Origin of the sequence: Acinetobacter boissieri (assembly GCF_900096955.1) — a bacterium.
GTDB classification, from domain to species: Bacteria; Pseudomonadota; Gammaproteobacteria; order Pseudomonadales; family Moraxellaceae; genus Acinetobacter; species Acinetobacter boissieri.
On record NZ_FMYL01000009.1, the window covers coordinates 102,894 to 128,199 of the forward strand.

The window sequence follows — 25,306 nt, forward strand, 5'->3', positions numbered from 1 at the left end:
AAAATAAAGTCCCCAAATATAAATATATATTTGGGGACTTCATGAATACACTATTAGCGAGCTATATCGCCTTTAAGTTTTAAACGCGCTGCATGTAATAGCGGCTCTGTATAACCTGAAGGCTGTATTTCACCTTTAAAGATTAAATCGGATGCGGCTTGGAAAGCGATATTATTGGCCAAGTTTTCAGACATCGCTTTATATTTAGGATCATGTGCATTTTGCTGATCTACAATTTGGGCCATACGCTTTAATGTTTCACTGATTTGGTCTGCGGTTACAATACCATGATGCAACCAGTTGGCAATATGCTGTGAAGAAATACGTAATGTGGCGCGATCTTCCATTAAACCGACATGATGAATATCTGGTACTTTAGAGCACCCCATACCTAAATCTACCCAACGAACCACGTAGCCCAAAATACCTTGGCAATTATTTTCAAGCTCTTGATTCACTTCTTCTGCGCTCCAACTGACCTCTTTTGCCAAAGGTGGTGTGAGCAAATCATCTAAACTAAGCATCTTTTGCTGTAGAAGCTCAGTTTGTCTTTGTGCAACATTACACTGGTAATAATGAATGGCATGAATCACTGCACCAGATGGCGAAGGTACCCATGCACAAGATGCACCAGCCTGTGGATGTTCAATTTTAGTTTGATACATTTCAAATAGCTGATCAGGTTTAGGCCACATGCCTTTACCAATCTGAGCTTTACCCTGTAAACCACAGGCTAAGCCAATCGCAACATTACGGTTTTCATAAGCAGAAAACCATTTTTGTTGTTTAATATCAGCCTTCCGTACCATTGGGCCTGCAGCCATAAACGTATGTATTTCATCCCCTGTACGATCCATAAACCCAGTATTAATAAAAATAATACGGTCTTTCGCCTCAGCGATACATGCTTTTAAGTTCACGGATGTACGGCGCTCTTCATCCATAATTCCAATTTTTAAACTTTTATTCGGCAAGCCAATCAGTTGCTCGGCTTGCTCAAATAACTCAACTGCAAACTTTACTTCATCTGGGCCATGCATTTTAGGTTTTACAATATACATAGAACCTGTTCGAGAATTTTTTAACGCATTTTGACCTAAAATATCAATCTTACTTAATACAGGTGTAATTAAAATATCTAAAATACCTTCAAAAATTTCTTCACCATTAACTAAAATGGCTGGGTTTGTCATTAAATGACCGACATTACGCAGTAACATTACTGAACGGCCATGCAAATAAACTGTATCACCTATAAGGTTTTTATAAGAACGGTCAGGATTCAGCGTTCGTTTGAGTATCTCACCATTTTTTTCAAATTGATCTGTTAGCGTCCCCTGCATAAGCCCTAACCAATTACGGTAACCTTCCACTTTTTCTTCTGCGTCTACAGCAGCAACAGAGTCTTCTAAGTCTTGAATCGTTGTTACGGCAGATTCTAGAATGATATCTTTAACCTGTGCTTTATCTGTTCGACCAATAAAATGACTGGCATCAAATTGTATAATCACGTGGAGTTGATGGCGTTTGAGTACCAACTCTGTGAGTGCTGATGGTTCACCATTAAAGCCAACACATTGCGCTTCTATGGCCAATGTTGTTGTTTGACCATTTTCTAAAATAACAACTAGCTTATTTTCTTCAATGAAGTAACGAATTGCATCGACATGTGAGCCTATTTTTAAAGCAAAATTTTCATCTAAAAACTGTTTTGCAAATGCAATCACTTTTTGTCCACGTATAGGATTATATTGTGCAGTTTTTGTCGCACCGTCTTGCTCAGAAATGACATTAAATCCGTATAAGGCATCATATAATGAACCCCAACGTGCATTGGCAGCATTCAAGCTATAACGTGCGTTACGTACAGGAACAACCAATTGAGGACCTGCAATTGTGGCAATTTCAGCATCAACAGGTGCTGTTTCAATACAAAAATCGGCCACTTCAGGCAGTAAATAGCCTATTTCATATAAAAATTGTTTATATTTTTCTAGATCAAAAACTTGCTCTTTATGCCATGTGGTCATTGCAGTTTGGAAAGTTTGGCGTTGTTGCAAAAGTTGTTTATTTTTTTCAGTAAATGCCTTAACAATACGTTCAAACATTTCCCAATAGGTTTTACTATTTAAACCTGCAACTGGCAGAGCTTCTTTTTCCATAAAATCAAAAAGGATTTGGTCTATCGCCAAATCACCCATCTGTACATGTTGCGTCATTTTTTTTCCTAATTTTAGATAATGCACTATGCTGTAGCATACGTTACGTAATCTTGCTCAAAATTACATGACATATTTAGTCTATATTTAGGAAAGCAAAAAACGCACCACATGAGCGCAAAATCAATTTAGACGATGCACTTTGCTTAAATACTCATCAGATTGCATTTCTAGCAGTCTCGAACGTGTACGTTCAATTTCAAAAGCCAATTTTTCACCCTGATAAATCTGTAAAATGGAAGCTTGTGAAGTTAAAATAAGCTTTACACCACGATCATAAAACTCATCTACTAAGTAGATGAAACGCCGTGTACCATCGGCCAGCTGATCCGTCAAATACGGTACTTCACTCACAAAAACAGTATGATATCTGTTTGCGATTTCAATAAAATCACTCGGGCTTCTCGGTTTTAAACACAACTCAGTAAAAAGGCACCATAATGTATCTTGAGTATGTGCTAAAGTTAAAACTTCACGATGATTAATTTCAATTGCTGTCGTTAAAACAATATCATTTCCAACAACGCCATTAAATCGTGATTGCATCCACTGTTCGGTCTGTTCATTTAAAGGACTTTGAAATAAACCCGCTTGCTGTAAAACACGTAGCCTATAGTCCACGCCTGCATCTACATTAATAATCTGACAATGTGTCTTGAGTAATTCAATGGTCGGCAAAAAGCGATCTCGATGTAGACCATCTTTATATAAACCATCAGGCGCAATATTTGAAGTCGCCACTAAGCTCACACCACGCTGAAAGAGTTTTTGAAACAAATCACTCAAAATCATCGCATCGGGTACACTTGAGACAAAAAACTCATCGAAACAAATAATTTTTGCTTGCTCAAAAATATGATCTGCGACTGCATCTAGTGGGTTCTGTTGTCCGACTCGTTGGTTAAGTTGCTGATGTACGTATTGCATAAAATGATGAAAATGAAGACGCATTTTACGCTCTATAGGTAGGGCTTCAAAAAATAAGTCCATGAGCCATGTTTTACCTCGACCAACACCACCCCACATATATACGCCTTGTGGTGTATGCCTCTTACGAAGAAATGAAAAAAGGCCTTTAGATGCTTTTTCTTCAGTCAATAATTGTTGCCATAATACATCTAAAGCATCAACTGCTTTTTTTTGTGCAAGATCAGGAGTCAACTGCCCTTTTTCTATAGCATCTTGATAAATAACAAGTGGCGTACGCTGATCCATAATAAGAGCATCTAACAAATAACACTCAGCATAACAAAAATCTAGCTTAAGCTGTATCTGTTTTATTTCATTAAAACATCCGACTCATAAATTTTTTCCATAAAAAAGACCTATAAAATATAGGTCTTTTCAGCATCATGAAATACAAAGATCAAATAGATTGTATAATCTGCTGTAATGTTTCACGAGGATTAGCTGATTGAGTAATTGGTCGACCAATTACTAAGTGTGTTGCACCTGCTTCAATCGCTTGTGAAGGAGTTAGAATTCTTTTTTGATCATCACTGCTACTTCCCTCAGGTCGAATACCAGGCGTTACCAAACTAAAATCTTCACCAAGTTCTGCACGTAAAAAAGCAGCCTCTTGTGCTGAACACACAATACCGTTCAGGCCTGAATCTTTAGTTAATCGCGCTAAACGACGAACATGGTCCATGGGATTGACATCTAGACCAATTTCTTTAAGATCTTCTTGTGCCATAGAAGTCAGTACTGTCACTGCGATCAGTTGAGTTTGATAATTCCCTGCATGCAAACGCTCCGCACAGGTTTCCATCATTTTTCGCCCACCTGATGCATGGACATTCACCATCCAAACACCTAGATCTGCAGCTGCACAGACGGCTTGAGCAGTCGTGTTTGGAATGTCATGAAACTTTAAGTCCAAAAATACTTCAAAACCAAGTTGATGTAAGGCTTTGACGACGTCTGGCCCTTCATGAGTAAACAACTCTTTACCTACTTTTACCCGACAAAGACTTGGATCAAGCTGGTCAGCAAGCTGTAAAGCGTCTTTTTTACTTTTTGAATCTAAAGCAACAATGATACTCAAGGTATAACCTCAATCAGTAAATAAATCAAAGCCCATTATAATGGGCTTTGATTATTTGAGTTAATATCTAATACTGTTTTTTCATGTCTTGTGTTGGCAGCAGCTTCTTTGGCAGCCAATTGAGCAGTTTCTACTTGTTCTTTTCTTAAACGCTCAATTTCTTTATTTAAACGTTTAATTTCCCAACGAGTTTGAAACACTTTAAATACTTGTACGCCTATCAATAACCCTAATACAACGCCTATCGCTAATGTAATCAGAATTAATAACCCTACTCGCATTTCTGGTACGCTTGCAAACCATAAGTTTACAGACACTTCTGTACCATTAAATAAGACCAATGCTAAAGAATAGACAAATACTACTATCAGTAAAATCAGTAAGATAAAACGCATAATATCACCCTATCATCATATTTAGTTTTAATTATTTGACTTGTTCATTTACAGCATCACGCAGTGCTTTACCCGGTTTAAAATGTGGTACAGACTTAGCTGCGACGTCAACAGATTTTCCTGTTTTAGGATTACGCCCAACTCGAGGATCACGATGATGTAGTGCAAAACTACCAAAACCACGAATTTCAATGCGATCATCTGATGATAATGTGTCTATCATTTGATCTATCATGATTCTCACCGCTTCTTCGACTAAAGGCTCAGCCAAATGTGGGTTTTTCAAAGCAATACGCTCTATTAAATCTGATTTATTTAGTGCTTCTTTAGTCATTTAACGACCTCATTGATTTTTAGCGACTTTTATTTGTTCGTTACTAAATAATAACTTGTTTAAATACAAAACGGTAGTGCAGTAAGTTAATACTACACTACCGTTAACAGTAATTAAATATAAAGTATCAATTAGTTACACTAATTTTTTACTTTTTATTCTTACTTTTGTTGCTGTGCTTTAATCAAGTCACCAATGGTTTTAGGACCATTGTCTTGAGCAGCAGGTGCTACTTGACGTAAGTTTGCAACAGCTTCACGCTCTTCAGCTTCGTCTTTCGCTTTGATAGACAAGTTGATTGTACGTGATTTACGGTCAACATTGATGATTTTCGCATCAATTTCTTGACCAACTTCTAAGAATTTAGTCGCATCTTCAACACGGTCACGGTTGATTTCAGAAGCTTTTAACTGTGCTTCAACTTCGTCAGCAAGTTTTACAGTCGCAGCTTTTGCATCAACAGCAATCACAGTACCTTTAACTAAAGCACCACGTTCGTTCGTTGCTAAAAAGTCATTAAACGGATCGTTGTTTAATTGCTTAATACCTAAGCTAATACGGTTGCCTTCAGCATCTACAGACAAGATAGTCGCTTCAACAGTGTCACCTTTTTTGTAGCGACGGATTGCTTCTTCGCCTTGCTCGTTCCAAGAAATATCAGACAAGTGAACTAGACCATCAATACCGCCTGGTAAGCCAATGAAGATACCAAAGTCAGTGATTGATTTAATCGTACCTGAAACTTTCTCGCCTTTGTCATGGTTCTTAGAAAACTCTTCCCATGGGTTAGCACGAGTTTGTTTGATACCAAGAGAAATACGACGACGCTCTTCATCTACTTCTAGAACCATTACATCAACTTCATCACCAATCTGAACAACTTTAGACGGGTGGATGTTTTTGTTTGTGTGATCCATTTCAGATACGTGAACAAGACCTTCAACACCTTCAGCGATTTCAGCGAAACAGCCGTAGTCAGTTAAGTTTGTTACACGTGCTTTAACGATAGAACCTTTAGGGTAACGGTTCATGATCGCTAACCAAGGATCTTCGCCAAGTTGCTTAAGACCTAGAGAAACACGGTTACGATCACGGTCAAATTTAAGTACTTTAACAGTAACTTCTTGACCAACTTCTACAACTTCTGAAGGGTGCTTAATACGCTTCCAAGCCATATCTGTGATATGTAGAAGACCATCAATACCACCTAAGTCAACAAATGCGCCGTAGTCTGTAAGGTTTTTAATTGTACCTGTAACAGTTTGGCCTTCTTCAAGTTGAGCAAGCAATGCTTCACGGTCAGCTGAAGATTCAGCTTCCATTACTGCACGACGAGATACAACAACGTTGTTACGTTTTGCATCAAGTTTAATTACTTTAAACTCTAGCTCTTTACCTTCAAGGTGAGTTGTATCACGGATTGGGCGAGTATCTACTAAAGAACCTGGTAAGAATGCACGTACTGGACCGATGTCAACTGTGAAACCGCCTTTAACTTTACCAGAAATAAGACCAGTAACGATTTCGCCGTCTTCAAAGATTTTTTCAAGTTTAGTCCACGTTTCAGCACGTTTTGCTTTTTCACGTGAAAGAACTGTTTGACCCATACCGTTGTCAAGTGCTTCAACAACAACATCAACAGTGTCGCCAACTTGAACTTCTAGCTCACGTTGGTCGTTTAAGAATTCTGCACGGTCAACAACGCCTTCAGATTTAAGGCCAGTGTCAACAGTTACCCAGTCAGCATCGATGTTTACAACAACACCTTGGATGACTGCACCCTTTTCAACATTAAGATTTAGTTCGCTTGCTTCAAAGAGGGCTGCAAAAGATTCGGTCATGATATACCTGATATGTTCAGCGGTCTTGGATCAGTCAAGGCCTGTTTAATTACATTTATACATTGTCTACTTTAAAACTGATCGAGCAATATATAAACAAAAAAATAAGTTAAATCAACTTTGTATCGATATAAGAACACATCTGATCAAACACATTATCTATAGATAAATTAGAGCTATCTATAATGATTGCATCAGTCGCAGGCTTTAGTGGAGCAACTTCCCGCTCCATATCTCTGCGGTCACGTTCTTCGATGTTGATTAAAATGGCGCTCAGTTTAGCATCAACCCCCATAGCCTGCAACTGCTTGTATCTTCTTTCTGCGCGAGATGTCGCAGATGCAGTCAGATAGATTTTTGCTTGCGCATGAGGAAATACAACTGTACCCATATCGCGACCATCAGCAACTAAACCTTGTGACGTAGAAAATTGGCGTTGGCGTGCTAATAAAGCATCTCGAAGGGGTGCAATTGCTGCAACTTTTGAGGCAAATTGTCCTATTTCTTCTTGACGAATTTGGCTTGAAACATCTATATCATTTAAATAGGTTGAAATACCTGTTTGTGACGGTATGAACTCAATATCTAAATGTGTTGCAATATGTATAGCCTCTGCAATATTGCTTTCCAAAACAGGAAATAAACCCTGCTGTGCCAAACTTAGGCCAAGTAATCTATAAATTGCACCTGAGTCTAACAGTTGGTATTGATAATGCCGTGCTAGCTTGGTTGCGAGAGTACCTTTACCCGAGCCACTCGGGCCATCAATCGTAATAATATTCATACTTTTGCCTTATTTAAGTGCCTTTTTTGCTAATCGCCGTTGCTTAAAAAAATGACTCAACTGAGTTGCGCACTCATCTGCCATGCAGCCAAACGCAACATCAAAACGATGATTATAATAGCCATCTTCTAATAAGCGTCTTGCACTGATCAACGACCCAGATTTATTTTCAGGAGTCGCAAAAATAACTTTATTAATTCGGGCATGTATTAATGCTCCAACACACATGGTACATGGCTCTAAAGTCACGTATAAAGTGGCATCTTCAGGCAGTCTATAATTTTTAAGTTGCAAACAAGCATGTCGAATAGCAACTATTTCTGCATGTGCTGTTGGATCACAATTGGCAATTGGCGCATTTGAGCCTAAACCAATGACTTTATTCTGACTTATAATCACTGCACCCACAGGAATTTCTTGTTGCATCGCTGCTTGTTCTGCTTGTTCAAAGGCCAACTGCATCCATTTAAAGTCTTGTGCTGTAAATGATATAGGCTGATCATTTAATGCAGTCATATTCTCTCAATAATATCGTAATCTCTGAGTAAGTCATTCCAACTGTCAATAGTTGTAGTCGGTGCTTGTTGGTTAAAGATACTTCTCAAACTGCGGTCTTCTGACTTTTGCCATTTTGGTGACAAATCTTTATCAATTAACCGAGCTCGAACGCCTTCTGCGAAGTCAACATGATTAATTTTCCATGTGGAAATCTGTTGTTCCAGCTCAAAAGTATCAGCCCAACTATGACCTAGTTTGCCCCATTGCCAAAGTAACCATGTGAGTGCTGCTGTCACTAGTGAACCTTGTTTTAGGTTTTCTCCTGCTTGGCGTAACCAGTCACTATGTGCTTCACTGAGTTGACAAATTGCATCATAGTCTTGCTCAAAATTAAGTCCATTACATACGGTATGTATGGCATCTAATGCAGTTTGTAGTGGCCCTACGCTCACAGGTCTATGCAAACTATTAAGGACATCATCGAGTGCTCTAAATGTACCTGCAGGATAATCTTGCCAAGAAATTTGCAATAACCTATTCAAGACAAGCTCTTTTTTCATTGCACAGATATGCGTTGCCCAACCAATCGCATAAGCACCAGAAGCAGTCATCATTGTGCCTGTTAAACCAAGAAATAAGCCAATTCTTCCCCGATCTGCCAAAAAGCGAGTTGCACCTACATCTGGATATAAACCAATATTAATTTCAGGCATCGCTAAACGTGATGCAGGTGTGACCAAGCGAAAAGGTGCTGCCATAAAGAGCCCGAGACCACCACCCATCACATAGCCTTCACCCCATATCACAATCGGTTTTGCGTAATAATGTAGGAGTAAATCGAGCTGATATTCTTGTTTAAAAAATTCACTGGCTTTATCTTGTTCACCATCAATCACTTGTTGGCGTAGTTTTCTCACGTCACCGCCTGCACAAAATGCTCTTGGTGTACTTGAATCAAACCAAATGGCTTTAACTGCCTGATCATCAGCAATACCTTTAAATATAGAAATTAGAGCATTCACTAAGCTTAAATCAAGTGCGTGTAATGCATTCGGGCGATCAAGCTGTATACTTACCCAACCATTTGAATAAGACTTTAATTTCACATCTGAGTGGTAATCGTTATATATTTTCATGAATTTAACTGCCAATTTATTTCAGCAATTTGGTGTGCTTTTAAATAATCGTTGGTTTTAGAAAATGCTTTGCAACCAAAAAAACCACCACGATTTGCGGCTAAGGGGGATGGATGCGCAGCTGTCAGTACAAGATGTTTTTCTCGATCAACACGTTGCCCTTTACGCTGTGCATAAGCACCCCATAAAATAAATACAACATTTGATGTGTGTTCATTAATCACATCTATCACTTGATCTGTAAAATCTTCCCAACCTTGTTTTTGGTGTGATGTTGGTTGCCCTGCTTCAACAGTAAGTACACTATTGAGAAGTAGTACACCTTGGTGTGCCCATGACGTTAAATCACCGTGTACACTTGGGCTTATGGCTAAATCTGTAGATAATTCATGAAACATGTTGCGCAATGAAGGGGGTACGGGTACGCCTTTTTGCACTGAAAAACTTAAGCCATGGGCTTGGTTTGGACCATGATATGGGTCTTGACCTAAAATTACTACTTTCACTTGGTTTAGCGGTGTAAGCTGAAAAGCATTAAAAATAAGTGAACTTGGCGGATAAATAACTTTACCAGCCTGTTTTTGCTGAACTAAAAAATCACGAAGATGATCCATTCTAGGGCTGAGTAAAAAGTCTTGTAACTTATCTTTCCAACTGTGATGAAGTTGCACACGGTCAAGTTTCTGTTGTTGTATATCATTCAGTTGCATTACGGTATCATCTAATTTTGTATTTATTTAATTTAAATTTTAACTTGTGGCTCGACCACTGGGTTTTCAAATGCTTCCCCATGTTTAAGTTTTTGGTAGCTTTGTGGGTCTGCCCACTCAATCTGAATTTGCTCTGAAAACTCAATTTGATCAAGGGTCAATATACCCATTTGTGGGTTATTAATATCTTCAACAAAACTTTGTGCATAACCCGTGTCTGTTTCATGCACAATAACGGAATAGACTTCAACATCCCCCTCTCCATTTTGCATTTTTGTATTTGCCAATACTTGTTGAGCAAGAAAGAAAAATACTCTAGAAAACTGCTCTGCCGATGGTGAAACAGGTAGGCTCACCCATCTTGCACTAAAAGTTTGACACGCCTGAATATATGCAGCATCGTCTTTATTCCAAAAGCAAATTGCATGGTCAAAGCTGTCAAATAAGTCTTTAATCACACCTTTAAGTAAGCCGAAATCATATACCATTTGACCATGATCAAGTGCATTGGCTTTTAAAAAAAGCTCTACTTTATAGCTGTGACCGTGTAATGAGCGTTTGCAACGATCTGAACTACAGTTGCGTACAATATGTGCATTTTCAAACTTAAATAATTTTCGGATTAACATAAGCGCTTGTGTTTATTCATTGAAGGGAGAGTTTGGATTATAAATCAAATATAACATATTGCAGTATTTTTTAACGGATCAATAGTATTGATCCTGTTTATTTATTTTCTATTTGCAATTTCAAGCGCTTGTTTAAAGTAGCTGACTTTTAAAGTTTCTCTTGAACCTAAATAGCGTTGATAAAAACTAGAATTCAATAGCAATGCGCCACCGAAAATGAGTGACCATGTCATGGCTAAATAGTCTCTTACGCTCACTTTAGCCTGTTGCTGACGTAAATAAACATCTGTTGTATAAATAATTTTTTTCAGTCTTTGTTTTCTTACTTGGTAAATCTGGCGAAATAAATGTTTAGTTTCGCCTCCTACTGTAGATAATTTTTCTTCTAAGTTGTGATATAAAATTGTGCGCTCGGAATCATCTAAATGATAGCGAATTAAATGATTCAGCTGTGCATCAAAACGTGGGGGGCTATTTCGTATACATTCATAAAGTAAATATTCATTTCTTAAAATCAGTTGTAAAAACAGTTCATCTTTACTTTTAAAGTGCTTATATAACGTACCTTTTGCAATGTCTAACTCTTCTGCCAGTTCAGACAGGGTCATACCAATATCACCATGTTCAATCAACAACTGTTCTGCGACTTTAAATATACGCTCTTCTCGCTGTTTAAATTTATTTTGGCAATGATTTGGCATGCCGTATTATTCCTACTTTAAACAGTAACTGCTAGCAAGCGGTTAAAATTATGCGTGGTTATTTCACCAATTTCTTCAACCGTTTTACCATAAACTTTGGCTAATGCTTGAGCAACATAAGGAACATACTTAGGCTCATTACTTTTACCACGAAATGGCATCGGTGCAAGATATGGGCTATCTGTTTCTATAAGTAAGCGATCTAGAGGCACGTAAGCTGCAACATCTCTTAACGCTTGGGCATTTTTAAATGACACAATACCTGCAAATGAGATGTAGTAGCCACAATCTAATACTGCTTTTGCAGTGTCTAAATCTTCAGTAAAACAATGTAAGATGCCATGCTGTGAACCTTCAGCACGTATTAAATCTATGGTATCTGCTTTAGCAGAACGAGTATGTACAACTACAGGTTTTTTGACTATTTTTGAAGCTTCTATATGCCTTGCAAAACATGCTTTTTGCGCAACAATATGCTCTGTACTATGATAATAATCTAACCCTGTTTCACCCAATGCCCATACTTTTTGAGGTTGTGCCAATTGCACTAAATACTCAACAGATGCTTTTTGCATGACATCAGGTGACTCGCAAGGGTGAACCCCTACACTATAGCCTACATCTGCATGTTGCGCCGCAATTTCACCCAATACAACATGGTCGTCAATATCGACTGAGATTGCCATGAAACGATGCACACCCGCAGCTCTAGCTTCTGCTAATGCTTGATTTAGATCACCTTGATAAGGCGTAAGATCGAGTAAATTAAGATGGCAGTGGCTGTCTACAAACAAAGTCTTTTCCTTTTAAACAGTATAACTTGGTGCTGAACTATATAAGCGATTACCTAAGAGTTTTTCAGCTTCTTCTTGGTAAAAACGCCCTTTTTCACCTGCAAGCTGAATACCAAAACCTTGAGGCTTAGTATCTGTTGCAGTGTGATTAATCCAAATCACTTTGCCTGTGAGTGGGATTTTTTGGTTTTGCCCAGGCAAGGTGGCTAAGACAAAAACATCTTCTCCCAAAGAGATTAACTGTGCAGATGGCACAAACAACCCTCCACCAGTGACATATGGCATATAGCTCGCTTGAAGGACATTGATATCTGTAATATTTACCTGAAGCACACCGCCTCGTTGAGTAATTTGCACGCTTTTTCCTCAATATTGGTTCACTACAGATGCAACAACACGACAAATAAATCATCAATCATTAACTGACTTTGTATATTTTGTTGCATATATATTTTTGCATCTTGTAGCTTATGGGAGATTTTAAATAAAGTATTTAAATCATAATAAGGTAAAATATCAGAAAAATTAAGGTCTATGTTTTTAATCTGCTGATTTAATTTTAAAGCAATCATATCTGCAACCAAATATTGCATCATCTGACAAAGCTCCACAAAGGTCAGTGCTTTTGTCCACGTGTTAGCATGGCGTACCAAACCATTTTTATCTTTTACCAAAGACAACCAATCATGGATAAACTTTTGTCGTTGTTGCAACCATGCTTGAGGCGCAAGTTCAAGTGCACGTAAAGGCATATCATAGGCCAAGTTAAGTAACAGTTGGATCTGTTGCTGATCCAAATCTGGTGAATTTTGGCTAACATGATGATATGCAATCTCTGTAGAAACACGATCTAATGCGTAGCGCTGTAACCGACTCCGAATAGTTGCAGGGAGTTTGAGCAAGTGATCTGTCAGTAAAACAATAATGGTACGCTCACCCGGCTCCTCTAGTGTTTTTAACAGTGCGTTGGCTGCAGCAGTGTTTAATGTTTCAGCAGGCTCTATGAGCACAACACGCCACCCTTCCACTGTTTGTTGCACAAAAGGCTGTATTTCACGGACTTTATCTATTTTTATTTGAGAGTTTGACTGTTTTTTATCGTCATCAGTCGAGATATGCACATAGTTTGGATGCGTATTTGATTTTAACCATTGGCAACTGGCACACACACCACAAGCGGCTGTTGTTTTTTTATCTAAACACAATAACCAAGCAATAAAGTGTAAGGCAAAATCTTTTTTGCCCGCACCTTTCTTTCCATACAACAAAATACCATGGCCAATATTTGGAAAGCGTAGGGTTAAACGCTGCCAAGTTTCTTGTTGCCAAGCATAGACCGTAGATTGTTTAAAAAACTGATCTGACATAGATCTCAGGCCACTTATACTAAAAAGGTATCTGGACTTAATGCATTTAAGCGATCTAAGTCCTCTTGAGTGTCTACACCGGGCGGTAAGTTTACTTTTGCAACATCAATGGCAATACGGTGTCCTTGTTCTAAAATTCTGAGCTGTTCGAGTGACTCCAAACGTTCTAAAGGTGTTTGTTGCCATGTTGCATATTCATTTAATAATTTTACTCGATAGGCATATAAACCCAAATGCCTAAAACTATGGCCATGTAAAGCTTGCTCAGGTGACTGTGCTGTACCTCTATGATAAGGAATGGTAGCACGGCTAAAATAGAGTGCCTCATTGTGCTGTGACATTACGACTTTTACAATACTGTCACGCTTGAACTCATCTGCACTATGAATCGGCTCGCATAAAGTAGACATTGAACAGTGTGATTTTTGTACCAACAAATCGGCCACTTGCGTTACCAAACTTGCGGGTAATAACGGTTCATCACCTTGCACATTCACCACAATATCGTGTTCAGGCCAGCCTTTAATACGTGCCACTTCACTCAGGCGATCTGTGCCAGACACATGTTTTGCATCTGTAAGTACGACATCAATACCTTCTTTTTTACATAGTTCTGCAATACGCAAGTCATCTGTAGCCACACATAAATCATCAAAACCTTGTACTTTTTTTGCTTGATCAACCACACGCAAAATCATGGCACGACCATGTATATGTAGCAAAGGTTTACCCGGCAGTCTTGAACTGGCGTAGCGTGCAGGAATAACAATATGTTTCATAGTTGAAGCCTAAATAGAAATATTAACCGAATCAAGCTGTACTTTTAATAAGGCGTAGCATGGTTCTGAAAGTACAGCATTGACAGGAAGTACCCAAATTGGTCGTGTAAATGTCTGATCTTTGAGTAAAGCTTTAATTTTCACAGCATCTTTTTCAGTCGTAATAATTGGATAGGCATCGTTAAACTGTAAATCTTGGTATATATAGCTATGATGATCTACAAATGCATGTTGAGTAATATGAGTTACGCCAATTTCAGACAGTGACTGATAAAAACGTTGCGGATAACCAATCCCCACCACAGCATGCATACAATCACTGGCGCAAAAATCTTGCTTAATTGCTGTATTAGGATTCAACAAATACGGATTCCCAACCGCCAAATGCATATTCAAGGCAGTTTTATGCTCGTTTAAATGACTATGTTCAATGACCGTACTGTCATTTAATCTACTTTTAGGCTCTCGTAAAAAGCCTTCAGGTAAAAGCTTTTCATTACCTAACCCACGCTTAGCATCAAGTACAATCCACTCAATTTGTCTGCCTAATGCCCAATGTTGTAGACCATCATCACTTAAAATTAAATCGACAGTATATTTTGAAAGTAATAACGCTATATCTTGCTTTCGATTAGGCCCAACGACCATCGGTACTTGTGTTCTTTCCACAATTAAAGCAGGTTCGTCACCTACTGCCTCTGCAGTACTTTCAGCAGTCACACACATAGGAAATGGGCCTTTGCCACCATAACCACGGCTAATAACGCCCACACGTAGCCCTTTATGCTGTAAATATTGTACAAGCTGTATAAGGAGTGGCGTTTTTCCACTCCCCCCGACAGTAATGTTACCAATGACCATAACAGGCACAGGTGCGGTGTACACCTCTTTTTTACCAACAAGATATTGTTGCTTACGGCGTTCAGACACATAGCCATACAATGCAGATATTGGGCGTAGCAATTTCAACCACGGAGATTTTTTGTTCCACGCCTGTTGAATAAAGTTTGCCAACGCCATTTTTATTCCTCAAAATTTCGCTGATAGAGCTGGTAATACGCACCACGTTGCTCTAATAACTGATGATGCGTACCTTGCTCTATAATTCGACCCTGATCCATGACTACAATTTGGTCTGCTGTTTCAATGGTAGATAAACGGTGTGCAATGACAATGGTGGTTCGTTCACGCATCGCTTCTTCAAATGCACGTTGAATGAAATATTCAGACTCATTATCCAATGCACTAGTCGCTTCATCTAAAATTAAAATAGGTGCATCTTTTAAAATGGCACGAGCAATCGCAAGACGTTGACGTTGTCCACCTGATAAATTTAAACCTTGAGAACCTAAACGGGTGTCATAGCCTTCGGGTAAAGTCACAATAAAGTCGTGAATGTATGCCATTTTAGCAGCGGCAATCACACGTTCATCATCTATATCCCCCAACTGCCCGTACGCAATGTTCTCTTTAATCGTACGGTCAAACAAGAAAACTTGCTGATTGACACTTGCCACTTGACGACGCAGGCTATTTAATTCGATGTCTTGTATAGGATGACCATCAAAAGAAATATCACCACGATTCAACTCTTGAAAGCGTGTGACCAGATTCACTAAAGATGATTTACCTGCACCTGAACGTCCAACCAATGCGACAGTCTGTCCTGCCCTAATATTCAAGTTAAAGTCATGAATGGCTTTTGACCCGTCTGGGTAAACTAAGTCAACATGTTTAAACTCAATATTCCCTTTTAATTGTGGCTGTAGCGTACCTGTGTTTTTTTCTCCGTCTAAGTCAAGTATTTCAAAGACTGAATGCGCTGCAGCTAAGCCACGTTGTAATTTTTCATTGACTGTCGTTAAGTTTTTAATTGGCTTACTCAGCATCCCTGCTGCAGTAATAAATGAAACAAATTGAGCAGCGGACGTATTCCCTAAAACCTCAGGGCGCAATGCTAACCACATAATAATGGCCATAGAGCATGCCATAATCAGCTGAACAACAGGTGTGTTTAAGACATTTACGACGAGAAGCTTCAGCCCTCGTTTAAGATTCGCCATAGAATGCGTATATAATCTTTGCTCTTCTAGGGTTTGTCCGCAATACCCTTTAACAACCGCTTGCCCTAAAATAGATTCTTGCACGACATGGTTTACATCACCCATGGTGTCTTGTACTTGAGTGGATAAACGGCGCATTCGCTTGGCCGCTTTACTCACGCTATACCCAATTAATGGGGCAAATACCAAAATCACTAAAGTTAAACGCCAATTTTGATACAGCAAGTATCCGAGTAATCCGAGTGTAATCAAACCCTCTTTAAATAAAGTTTGTACAGACTCAGAAGATGCTGCCGTTAACTGTTCAATATTAAATAAAACTTTTGAAGTAATGTGACCACTTGAGTTTTCTAAGTAATAGTTAGACGGTAAGCGTAGTAACTTTGCAAAGACTTCTTCACGTATAGTAAAAATAAGATTACGGGAAATAAGCGCAGAAAAGTAGTCTCCTAAAAATGAACCAACGCCACGAACAAAAATAAGCAATACAATTAAGAAAGGAAATAAAGAGGTTTGCGCAGTGTTTTTATTTTGAATTGCGTTAATAATAAACTCAAGTAACTTCGCAATAGAAACCTCGGTTGCGGCACTGAGCGTAAAACCAATAAGTACCAAAACCGCATAACCCCAATACGGCTTAAGATAAGCAATCAGACGAAAATAAACTTGAAAATCTTGTTTCACACATAACCTCTAACTAGACACTTTCTTGGCACACGTATAAATAACAAAGTATGACTACGTTATGTCTGAGCCATTCAAATGGTTGCACAGACTAATAAAAAGAATGTACATACGAAAATAAAATGTCTGACAACACTAAAACTACAATCATATTAGAATGATACTATTTCAAACAAATGTTCAAAATACCATCTAATTCATCTAATGAGTGGTAATGAATGACCAGCTTACCTTTACCCTGCCTATTATGATCAATCTTTACATTGGCCTTAAAATGATCGGAAAGCTGCTGGGTCAATTGCTCAATATCGGGGGATGTTTTTTTAGACGCATTATTTTCAGCTTTAGGCTGATTCAACTCACGTACAAACTGCTCTGTTTGACGTACAGATAAACTTTTTTCAACAACAACTTGAGCAACTCGTTCTTGCTCTGATGCTTTAAGGGTTAAAATGGCACGTGCATGCCCCATATCTAATACACCTTCTTGCATAAGATCTTTAACAGAATCTTGCAAAGTTAAAAGGCGTAATAAATTACTAATGGTGGTACGGGCTTTACCTACTGTGTCTGCGATTTCCTGATGACTCAAGCCGAACTCATCATGAAAACGTTGCAATGCCAATGCTTGATCTATGGGATTGAGATCTTGACGTTGAATATTTTCAATTAAAGCCAAAGCAATCGCAACTTGGTTATTAAGGTTGCGTACAATGGCAGGAATTTCTGTCAACCCTGCCATCTTAGCCGCACGCCAACGGCGTTCACCTGCAATAATTTCGTAAGGCTGCTCTTGCCCCTCTACAGGCCGAACCACAATCGGTTGCATGACCCCATGTTTTTTAATCGATGCAGATAAGTCAACTAACTCGTCTTCACGAATGGTTCGCCGTGGTTGATACTCGCCACGTTGTAATAGGTTGACATCAACCAGTTTCAGTTGGCCTTGATCTTGTGATTGCGACTCAATACTCAAACGTTCTTTTTGTATTGAACCGAGTAATGCATCTAAACCACGACCTTTTGCTAAACCACGCTTACTTACTGCCATAGATTGCCCCTTTACTTTATTTTTTTAATGATCTCAGCCGCAAGTTTAAGATAAGCCACTGCACCTTTAGAACTTTTTTCAAAGTAAATCACAGGTAAGCCATGTGCGGGTGCTTCAGCCAATCGAATATTACGAGGAATCACAGTATCATACAACTTTGTACCAAAATATCGCTTTAACTCGTCAGAAACATCTCGTGTAAGTGCACTTCGTGCATCATACATCGTACGAACTACGCCCATAATTTCTAAATTTGGGTTAACTGCTTGTTTTATTCGATCAATAGTTTGGGTTAAATCTGCCAATCCTTCTAATGCATAGTATTCACATTGCATAGGTATGATCACACCATTCACTGCAGCCATGGCATTTATGGTAATTAAACTCAAACTTGGTGCACAGTCAATTAAAATAATATCAAAGGACTGCTCAACATTTTTTAGTACATTTTTTAAAATAAACTCTCGACCATCTTGCTCCGCAATTCTTAATTCAATACCAGATAATTCACGGTTCGCAGCTAAAACCTTATAGCCAACCTCGGAGCCCATAATGGCATTTTCAATCGGTGCTTCACCCAACAAAACGTCTGTTACAGAATAAATTAAATCATTTTTTTGAATACCAGACCCCATCGTAGCATTGCCTTGCGGGTCCATATCTATCAGTAAAACACGTTTTTTGAGCACAGCCAAAGACGCTGCGAGATTGACTGCTGTGGTTGTTTTGCCGACACCGCCTTTTTGGTTTGCTATTGCAATCACCTGAGCCATACAATACAACCCTACCCTTGTTTTTTTTCTAAAATAACTAAATGACGTTGTTCATCTAAATGAGGCACTTTAAGTGCAATCGTTTGTATATCAAATGTCGATATTAATACATCTATTTCATCTGTTGGCACGAGCCCTTTCATCGCACAAATAACACTTTTCTCATGCATATACGGCGTAGACGCTTGTACAAAGTCTGACAATGATGCAAAAGCACGGCTGGTTAATACGTCAAACTGACCCAATTGAGCAATCATTTCTACATCTTCTACGCGTGTTTGTACCGCAGTCACATTACTGAGTTTCATGTCTGCAATAAATTGCTTTAAAAAGCGAATTTTCTTACCATTTGAGTCAAGTAGTACACACTCACGCTCAGGTTGACACAGTGCGACCAACATACCTGGCATACCACCACCGGTGCCAATATCTAGCATTCTGCCTTTTGGCAATTGATTTAATATACTTAAGCTGTCTAACAAGTGCTTAACCAGCATGTCTTTAGGTTCACGTATTGCGGTTAAGTTGTAAGCTTTATTCCACAGTACCAATGCATCTTGATATTTTAACAATAAGTTCAACGTGTCATCGCTGAGTGTCAAACCAAGAGCCTTTGTGCCTTGCTTGAGCGTTTGAAAAAACAGATGCATAACTGACTCTCTCATTTAATTTACGCAAAGTATACCGATTTATCTTTTCAATCATAGCGTATGCTGGTTAGCAAGTATGCAGTTATGACGTTAAGCGTTGATCTAAATCTGCTAAACGTTCTGGCGTACCCACATCAACCCATTGTCCTGAAAGCTTATCTGCACTGACTTTCTGGCTTTGCATCGCATTTTTTAGCAGTGGTGCAAGTGGCCTTTTACCCTCAGCAAGCCCTACAAATAACTGTGGTGACAGCACCGCAATTCCACTATACGTCAATGTTTTCGCTATAGATTCAGTCGTGTGCTGTGCAAAACCATCCTGCAGCACAAAGTCACCTTTTGGGTGTTGTGGCGGGTTATCAACCAACATTAAATGTGCAAGTGCTGTACCAAATTCAACATTAAGTAAGTGTTTAAACTCAAAGTCGGTCCAAACATCACCATTCACTAAAATAAATGCATCTTCACCCAAATGTGGTAGTGCACGAATAATACCACCTGCAGTTTCTAGTCCTTCTATTTCATCTGACCATGTAATGTGAACACCCAATGCACTGCCATCGCCCAAAGCCTTATGTAACTCATCTGCAAGCCAAGCCGTATTAATAACAATATCAGTGATACCCGCTCGTTTTAGGTTTTCAATATGCCAGACAATTAAAGGCTTTCCACCCACCTTTAATAAAGGTTTTGGTGTATGCAAAGTTAGCGGTCGCATACGATTACCTAATCCAGCAGCAAGAATCATCGCTTTCATAATATAACCTCTGGACAGGCACCATATTTTTGCTCAAATGCCGGACGGATTTTTTGTTCAAGCAACTGATAAAATGCATCTAACTCTGGGTAACGCTGACTTTGCTCAAGCACATACCACATCACTAAAGGCAAGTCTTTTAAGTAGTTTTGTTTTCCATCACGCTCAAACAATCGCACAAAAATACCTAAAATTTTAATATGGCGCTGTAGTGCCATAAAATCTGCGTCTTTTTTAAATTGAGCCAAATCACGCTGTTGCTTGTGTGAACTTGGCAATTGCTCATAGAACTGCTTGATCCAAGCATGGACCTGTGCAACTGGCCATTGTACATAAGCATCTCTTACCAATGAAATAAGATCATAGGTGTCTGCCCCAATCACCGCATCTTGAAAATCAATTACACCCAATGTGGTTTCACTTGCCAACACCATTAAGTTTCGGCTATGAAAATCTCGGTGAACAATTACTTGTGGCTGTGCTAATGCATTGTCTAGTAATAGATTAAACGTATGCTCAATCACCTTCGCTTCTGGCTCAGTCAAATCAAGCGAAAGAGATGGTATAAACCACGTGGTCAAAAGTTGCATTTCCGTGAGGAGTTTTTCACGGCTATAATGTGGTAAGTCTACTGTCGCATCTATCGCTTGCAACGCGCTAAGCTGTGTAAAACATTGCGTATAATAGTCTTGCACTGTGGTTTGATTCAACTTTTGTGCCAACACCACATCACCAAAATCTTCTAAAAGTAATAAACCATGTTCAATTGATTTTGCTTGAATATGTGGTACACGCACTTGATGACCATCCAAAAATTCATCAATACGTACAAAAGGTTCACAGTCTTCTTTTTCTGGTGGTGCATCCATTAACATAAAAGTTTTATTATTTTGTTTTACTCTTGCATAGCGACGAAAACTTGCATCACCTGCTAAATAACTGATTTCAAATTGGTCTGAACCAAGAACTTCAGTCAACCATGCTTTAATCTGTTGTTCACGTTGTATATTCATTTGTAAAATAATCGACCACAGTCAAACTTTTTGGAGTCATAAGTGTAGCTACTTATGTACTTTTTCTCTATGATGCATTAATAATTAATTGCAAAAAAGCATAGTTGGTTAATGAAGCAAATGAAGCAACAGTTTAAATTTAATCCTTTAGCAACTGCGGTTTTGGCACTTTTGTGTAGTGGATCTGTGCAATCAAGCTATGCTGATTCAAATGACACCCCATCTACGCTAAATAATCAACAGCTTAAACAACAGTTAGCACAAGCAAATGCGGGTCAAGTTTTTTTTGATCAGTATTATGTCAATAAAAATAATGTCAGTGTCGAAAAGCGACCAACGAACCCACAGTATAGCAATTACTGTCAAGGGGTTTGGGTGACGCCTGTGGCAACCAACAGCACTGCAAAAGCCATGCAAAATAGCGAAACGCATGTCAGTGCAGATTATGCGCATTACAACCCTAATGGCGATTCAGTGCTTGAGGGCAATGTCATTATTGACCAAGAAGGCCGTCAGGTAAAAGCACAAAAACTCACCCTAGATCAGACACAAACGATTGCCAATGCTCAAGGCAATGTACAAATGGCACAAAATGGCTTAGTGTCACAAAGTGACAGTGTCAATTACAACTTACGCCAACAAATTGGTGAATTAAACAATAGTTATTATATTTCTGAGTTTAATCATTCACATGGTTATGCACAGCATATTATTCGTACCTCACCTACCCAAATTACTTTAGAAAATGCAACATATACGACCTGTGCTCCAACAAACAATCCTGATTGGCACATTAAAGCCAAGAAAATTGAACTAAACCAAGATACGGGGCGAGGCACAACCAAAGATACTCGGCTATATATAAAAAATGTACCTGTCATGGTACTACCTTACTACAACTTTCCAATAGATGACCGTAGAACAACGGGCCTACTTACACCGAGCTTTGGTTGGTCAAGTAACTCAGGTATACAGCTTGGACTACCTGTATATTTAAACCTTGCTCCAAATTATGATGCAACCATTACGCCACGCTACTTAGAAGAACACGGTGGAATGCTTGAAGGTAATTTTAATTTTAAAACACAATACTTTGGTCAAGGAAGCATTAAGGCTGGATATTTACCCAATGATAAATCATATTCAGACAAAGACCGTGACTCTCTAGCAATTAAACACTACTGGGATATTAACCCATACTTCTCAACATATCTTGAATATAACTATTTATCAGATATTGACTATCTTTATGACTTAGAAAGTGACCCGAATGTCACAACAGATTTAAACCAAAAACGACTATTCCAAGTCAATTTTGCACGTGCCATTGAAGGTTTAGATGCCAGTTTAAAGATTGAAAGTTATCAAACGCTTGATAAAACTATTCAAGATAAAGACAAACCGTATGCTCGTCTACCACAGTTTTTACTCAACTATAAGACAGCGAATCCACAAGGTTGGCAGTTTGAAGCACACAATGACACGGCCTACTTTAAAAAGACCATTAATGATGCAAGTGCACTAGAAGATAGCGGAACTCGTATTTATAATTCTGTTGCTACACGCTACAACTACCGTACGCCGTGGAGTTTCTTTATTCCAGAAGCATCTGTTCGCTCACTCAACTACTTTTATGACCAAGATGCTCAACTGAATAACCCCGGTGGCAGTAAAAATAAAAATATTATTGTGCCTCAGTTCACTTTAGACACTGGACTGAATTTTGAAAAGCAAGGTAAATATCTACAAACGGTTACACCACGTTTATTCTATGCGTATGCACCGTATAAAGACCAAACTGACTACCCTAACTTTGACACCACAACACCATCGCTGAGTTACGATCAGTTGTTTAACCCATACCGTTTTTATGGCCATGACCGCTTAGATGACAATAATTTTATGTCTCTAGGCGTAAGTTATAGTCTATTTGACCAGCAGGGTTTAGAACGACTAAAAGCAGCTGTTGGACAAAGTTTTTACTTTTCAAATCGTAAAGTTTTATTAAACTCAAATGACAGCGTACAAACTGAGAAAAACTCTGACCCAATTCTAGCGTTGTCTAGCCAACTCTCTAATAGTTTTACGATTAGTTCAAATATTGCGTTTAATGGTACAAAAATTTCTCAAGCCAATTTCCAAGCCTATTACTTAGCCAATACTGGACAAATTTATAACGTAGGCTATTACAAACGTAAAAACATCAATAATACACAACAGACTTATGATCAAGTCGTTGCATCTTTAATACAACCTGTAAAAAATGATTGGCGTATTATTGGACACGTACAGTACGATATTGATAATCATATTGCTCGTGAATATTTACTTGGTGTAAATTATGAGTCATGCTGTTGGGCAGTTTCAGTTTACGGTCGTTCATACTTTAATGACCTAGATGACATCAAAAGTGCATCTACCAAAAGAACAAATGCTGTGATGGCTGAATTTACTCTAAAAGGTTTAGGTGCATTAAATAATCGCCTTGCTTCTTTATTAGAGCAGCGAATCACTGGTTTTAACAAATCTAACCAAACTTGGATACAACCTTAATGATGAACCAACAACTTAAACGATTTTTTAAAGCAACAACACTTGCACTTTTTATTTCTAGTTCAGTGCCTGTTTTTGCGGCAACAAGCGATGAAGTTGTTGCTGTTGTAGGCGATAGTGCGATTTTAAAAAGTGACTTAGATCAAATCACTGGTGATTTAAAAAAGCAGTTACAAGCAAAGAATCAATCAATTCCAGATGAAAAAACACTACAACAACAAGCATTAAGTAATATTATTGTGCACCAAGCACAACTTGAATTGGTAAAAAAGTACAATATTCAACCCACCGAACCTGAGTTAAATGCAGCTGTTTTACAATATGCCAATCAACAAGGCGTGACGAGCTTAGATGCTTTCAAACAACGTCTTGATGCTCAGTACCCGGGTGCATACCAGATTGTGCAAAAACGTATTGGCCAAGAGCTTTCAATTAATACACTACGCCAACAACAAGTGATGTCTCGTATTCGCATTAGCGATCAAGATATTGATAATTTCTTGAATACCCCTCAAGGTCAAGCTGCGATTGGTAGTCAAGCTCATCTTATTCACTTGCGTGTTGCGTCAACTGATGGCAATACTGAACTGTTAAATAAAACTGCTGCTGAAGTCAAAGCTGCGCTAGCACAGTCAAATGATGTAGCTGCCATTAGCCAACGCTTCTCAAATAGTAGCATTAAAGTAGATGGTGCAGATATGGGATATCGCAACTTAGCCGATATTCCAGCAGAACTTGCTGCTCGTGCTGCTGTGATTCAACCTGGTCAAACCACTGAGGTTATTCCTGCTGCAGATGGTTTACATATTTTAAAACTGCTTGACCGTAAAGCAAGCGAACAAAAAGTGATTGTTGATCAATACCATGTTCGCCATATTTTAATTCAGCCATCTGAAGTACTAAGTGCAGATCAAACCAAGCAAAAAATAGACAGTATTTATAAACGCCTACAAGCAGGTGAAAACTTTGCTGTATTGGCTTCAGTATTTTCAAATGACCCCGGTTCAGCTGCGGATGGTGGTGATTTAGGTTGGGTTAACTTAGGTAGTATGGTTCCGCAGTTTGAAGATCAAATGAAAGCGACACCTGTTGGTCAAATCAGTAAGCCATTCCAAAGTTCGTTTGGTTGGCATATCTTGCAAGTATTAGATACTCGTAAACAAGATATGACAAAAGACTATCAACGTCGCCTTGCCCGCCAATATCTAGGTGAACAACAGTTTGATACAGAACTTGATGGCTGGTTGCGTGAGTTACGTGCAAATACCTATGTTCAAATTAAAGACCCAAGTTTAGACCGTAAAGCAGGCATTACAAACACAACACCTTAACGGCAGTTTCTAAAAATCGCCCTAACTAGGGCGATTTTTTTATTCATAAATCCAAAACTGGAATAAAAATGACAATTGATATTTTAGAACCACAATTAGATGATATAGCCAAATATGAAAAAATATAGAACAATAGAGTGATGGGATATTCAAAAGATTTTAAAGATAAAGTCATAGAGATTATGACTCGGGATAAA

General features: G+C 38.6%; 25 protein-coding genes. 2 read left to right on the forward strand and 23 right to left on the reverse strand.

The window, feature by feature from the left end:
- Window positions 1–53 precede the first annotated feature (53 nt).
- The 23 genes from BLS38_RS10275 to BLS38_RS10385 form a co-directional block, all read right to left on the reverse strand.
- On the reverse strand, window positions 54–2,219 hold the full coding sequence (locus BLS38_RS10275) for a malate synthase G (RefSeq protein WP_092749269.1): 2,166 nt from the start codon (window positions 2,217–2,219) through the stop codon (window positions 54–56).
- Between the two features lie 123 nt (window positions 2,220–2,342).
- Window positions 2,343–3,434 (reverse strand): cell division protein ZapE, encoded by a 1,092-nt coding sequence (zapE, locus tag BLS38_RS10280; protein WP_092749271.1) that lies wholly within the window; start codon window positions 3,432–3,434, stop codon window positions 2,343–2,345.
- A gap of 151 nt (window positions 3,435–3,585) precedes the next feature.
- Entirely contained in the window at window positions 3,586–4,266 is a 681-nt protein-coding gene (gene pyrF, locus BLS38_RS10285) for an orotidine-5'-phosphate decarboxylase (RefSeq protein ID WP_092749273.1), read from the reverse strand.
- A gap of 35 nt (window positions 4,267–4,301) precedes the next feature.
- A complete protein-coding gene (locus BLS38_RS10290; RefSeq protein ID WP_092749275.1) occupies window positions 4,302–4,661 on the reverse strand; it encodes a LapA family protein in 360 nt (119 codons plus the stop codon).
- A gap of 31 nt (window positions 4,662–4,692) precedes the next feature.
- Complete coding sequence (locus tag BLS38_RS10295) at window positions 4,693–4,995, reverse strand: integration host factor subunit beta (protein WP_092749277.1); 303 nt, start codon at window positions 4,993–4,995, stop codon at window positions 4,693–4,695.
- Between the two features lie 161 nt (window positions 4,996–5,156).
- The gene (gene rpsA / locus BLS38_RS10300) at window positions 5,157–6,836 is read right to left on the reverse strand and encodes a 30S ribosomal protein S1 (RefSeq protein ID WP_092749279.1); all 1,680 of its coding nucleotides are present in this window, start codon (window positions 6,834–6,836) and stop codon (window positions 5,157–5,159) included.
- 109 nt (window positions 6,837–6,945) lie between these two features.
- A complete protein-coding gene (gene cmk / locus BLS38_RS10305) occupies window positions 6,946–7,620 on the reverse strand; it encodes a (d)CMP kinase (RefSeq protein WP_092749281.1) in 675 nt (224 codons plus the stop codon).
- Window positions 7,621–7,629: 9 nt separating this feature from the next.
- A complete protein-coding gene (gene tadA / locus BLS38_RS10310; protein ID WP_092749283.1) occupies window positions 7,630–8,136 on the reverse strand; it encodes a tRNA adenosine(34) deaminase TadA in 507 nt (168 codons plus the stop codon).
- Window positions 8,133–9,254 carry an enoyl-CoA hydratase/isomerase family protein gene (locus BLS38_RS10315; protein WP_092749285.1) on the reverse strand — a complete coding sequence of 374 codons (1,122 nt, stop codon included), beginning with the start codon at window positions 9,252–9,254 and terminating at the stop codon, window positions 8,133–8,135. The genes tadA and BLS38_RS10315 overlap by 4 nt, the downstream gene beginning before the upstream one ends.
- Window positions 9,251–9,964 (reverse strand): uracil-DNA glycosylase, encoded by a 714-nt coding sequence (gene ung / locus BLS38_RS10320; RefSeq protein WP_092749287.1) that lies wholly within the window; start codon window positions 9,962–9,964, stop codon window positions 9,251–9,253. Before ung ends, BLS38_RS10315 begins: the two co-directional genes overlap by 4 nt.
- A gap of 32 nt (window positions 9,965–9,996) precedes the next feature.
- Window positions 9,997–10,593 (reverse strand): 6-pyruvoyl trahydropterin synthase family protein, encoded by a 597-nt coding sequence (locus BLS38_RS10325; protein WP_092749289.1) that lies wholly within the window; start codon window positions 10,591–10,593, stop codon window positions 9,997–9,999.
- Window positions 10,594–10,694: 101 nt separating this feature from the next.
- On the reverse strand, window positions 10,695–11,294 hold the full coding sequence (locus BLS38_RS10330) for a TetR/AcrR family transcriptional regulator (RefSeq protein WP_092749291.1): 600 nt from the start codon (window positions 11,292–11,294) through the stop codon (window positions 10,695–10,697).
- 17 nt (window positions 11,295–11,311) lie between these two features.
- Window positions 11,312–12,088, reverse strand: coding sequence for a TatD family hydrolase (locus tag BLS38_RS10335; protein WP_092749293.1), 777 nt, complete (start codon window positions 12,086–12,088; stop codon window positions 11,312–11,314).
- Between the two features lie 12 nt (window positions 12,089–12,100).
- On the reverse strand, window positions 12,101–12,445 hold the full coding sequence (locus tag BLS38_RS10340) for a PilZ domain-containing protein (RefSeq protein ID WP_092749295.1): 345 nt from the start codon (window positions 12,443–12,445) through the stop codon (window positions 12,101–12,103).
- A 23-nt stretch (window positions 12,446–12,468) separates the two neighbouring features.
- Entirely contained in the window at window positions 12,469–13,455 is a 987-nt protein-coding gene (locus tag BLS38_RS10345; RefSeq protein ID WP_092749298.1) for a DNA polymerase III subunit delta', read from the reverse strand.
- A gap of 14 nt (window positions 13,456–13,469) precedes the next feature.
- Window positions 13,470–14,234: a 3-deoxy-manno-octulosonate cytidylyltransferase gene (gene kdsB, locus BLS38_RS10350; protein WP_092749300.1), complete on the reverse strand. Its 765-nt coding sequence runs from the start codon at window positions 14,232–14,234 to the stop codon at window positions 13,470–13,472.
- A 9-nt stretch (window positions 14,235–14,243) separates the two neighbouring features.
- Complete coding sequence (gene lpxK / locus BLS38_RS10355) at window positions 14,244–15,254, reverse strand: tetraacyldisaccharide 4'-kinase (protein WP_092749302.1); 1,011 nt, start codon at window positions 15,252–15,254, stop codon at window positions 14,244–14,246.
- Between the two features lie 2 nt (window positions 15,255–15,256).
- A complete protein-coding gene (gene msbA, locus BLS38_RS10360) occupies window positions 15,257–16,981 on the reverse strand; it encodes a lipid A export permease/ATP-binding protein MsbA (RefSeq protein WP_092749304.1) in 1,725 nt (574 codons plus the stop codon).
- Window positions 16,982–17,144: 163 nt separating this feature from the next.
- On the reverse strand, window positions 17,145–18,032 hold the full coding sequence (locus tag BLS38_RS10365; protein WP_092749306.1) for a ParB/RepB/Spo0J family partition protein: 888 nt from the start codon (window positions 18,030–18,032) through the stop codon (window positions 17,145–17,147).
- A gap of 11 nt (window positions 18,033–18,043) precedes the next feature.
- Window positions 18,044–18,805 (reverse strand): ParA family protein, encoded by a 762-nt coding sequence (locus BLS38_RS10370; RefSeq protein WP_092749308.1) that lies wholly within the window; start codon window positions 18,803–18,805, stop codon window positions 18,044–18,046.
- 11 nt (window positions 18,806–18,816) lie between these two features.
- The gene (rsmG, locus tag BLS38_RS10375) at window positions 18,817–19,455 is read right to left on the reverse strand and encodes a 16S rRNA (guanine(527)-N(7))-methyltransferase RsmG (RefSeq protein WP_092749310.1); all 639 of its coding nucleotides are present in this window, start codon (window positions 19,453–19,455) and stop codon (window positions 18,817–18,819) included.
- 82 nt (window positions 19,456–19,537) lie between these two features.
- Window positions 19,538–20,212 carry an N-acetylmuramate alpha-1-phosphate uridylyltransferase MurU gene (gene murU / locus BLS38_RS10380; protein WP_092749312.1) on the reverse strand — a complete coding sequence of 225 codons (675 nt, stop codon included), beginning with the start codon at window positions 20,210–20,212 and terminating at the stop codon, window positions 19,538–19,540.
- Entirely contained in the window at window positions 20,209–21,225 is a 1,017-nt protein-coding gene (locus tag BLS38_RS10385; RefSeq protein WP_092749314.1) for an aminoglycoside phosphotransferase family protein, read from the reverse strand. The genes murU and BLS38_RS10385 overlap by 4 nt, the downstream gene beginning before the upstream one ends.
- A gap of 120 nt (window positions 21,226–21,345) precedes the next feature.
- On the opposite strand from BLS38_RS10385, the gene BLS38_RS10390 reads away from it, so the two are divergent.
- Entirely contained in the window at window positions 21,346–23,778 is a 2,433-nt protein-coding gene (locus BLS38_RS10390; RefSeq protein WP_092749328.1) for an LPS-assembly protein LptD, read from the forward strand.
- The gene (locus BLS38_RS10395; protein WP_092749316.1) at window positions 23,778–25,109 is read left to right on the forward strand and encodes a peptidylprolyl isomerase; all 1,332 of its coding nucleotides are present in this window, start codon (window positions 23,778–23,780) and stop codon (window positions 25,107–25,109) included. Before BLS38_RS10390 ends, BLS38_RS10395 begins: the two co-directional genes overlap by 1 nt.
- Window positions 25,110–25,306: the final 197 nt, after the last annotated feature.